This window comes from Rhizobium sp. SVR5-9E (genome assembly GCF_056755095.1).
Map to the genome: position 1 here is coordinate 1 of NZ_JBNDHS010000605.1, position 246 is coordinate 246.

At 45.1% G+C, this 246-nt stretch carries 1 protein-coding gene; it reads right to left on the bottom strand.

All coding sequences use genetic code 11. The features are described from left to right. A partial coding sequence (locus ACPYOJ_RS36235) for a Y-family DNA polymerase (protein WP_481420516.1) occupies nucleotides 1-246 on the bottom strand: 246 nt, incomplete at its 3' end.

Genomic DNA, 246 nt, shown 5'->3' on the forward strand with positions numbered 1-246 from the left:
GGGTTTGGATTCACCGGTTCCGATCTTAGAGACCGTCTTATTAGTGGAAAGAGCAAAGCTGATCGGCAAACCGGTATTTTTTGTTACGGCGTCGACGATCTCATTGGTCCACTGAAAGCAGCCGAAGAACTTGTCCATTCCCGAAAGATCAAGATAAAATTCATCAATGCTTGCCTTTTCCAACACCGGTACTCTTTCCTGAATGACCTCGGTCACCAGATGGGACATATTAGAATAGTGTTCCAT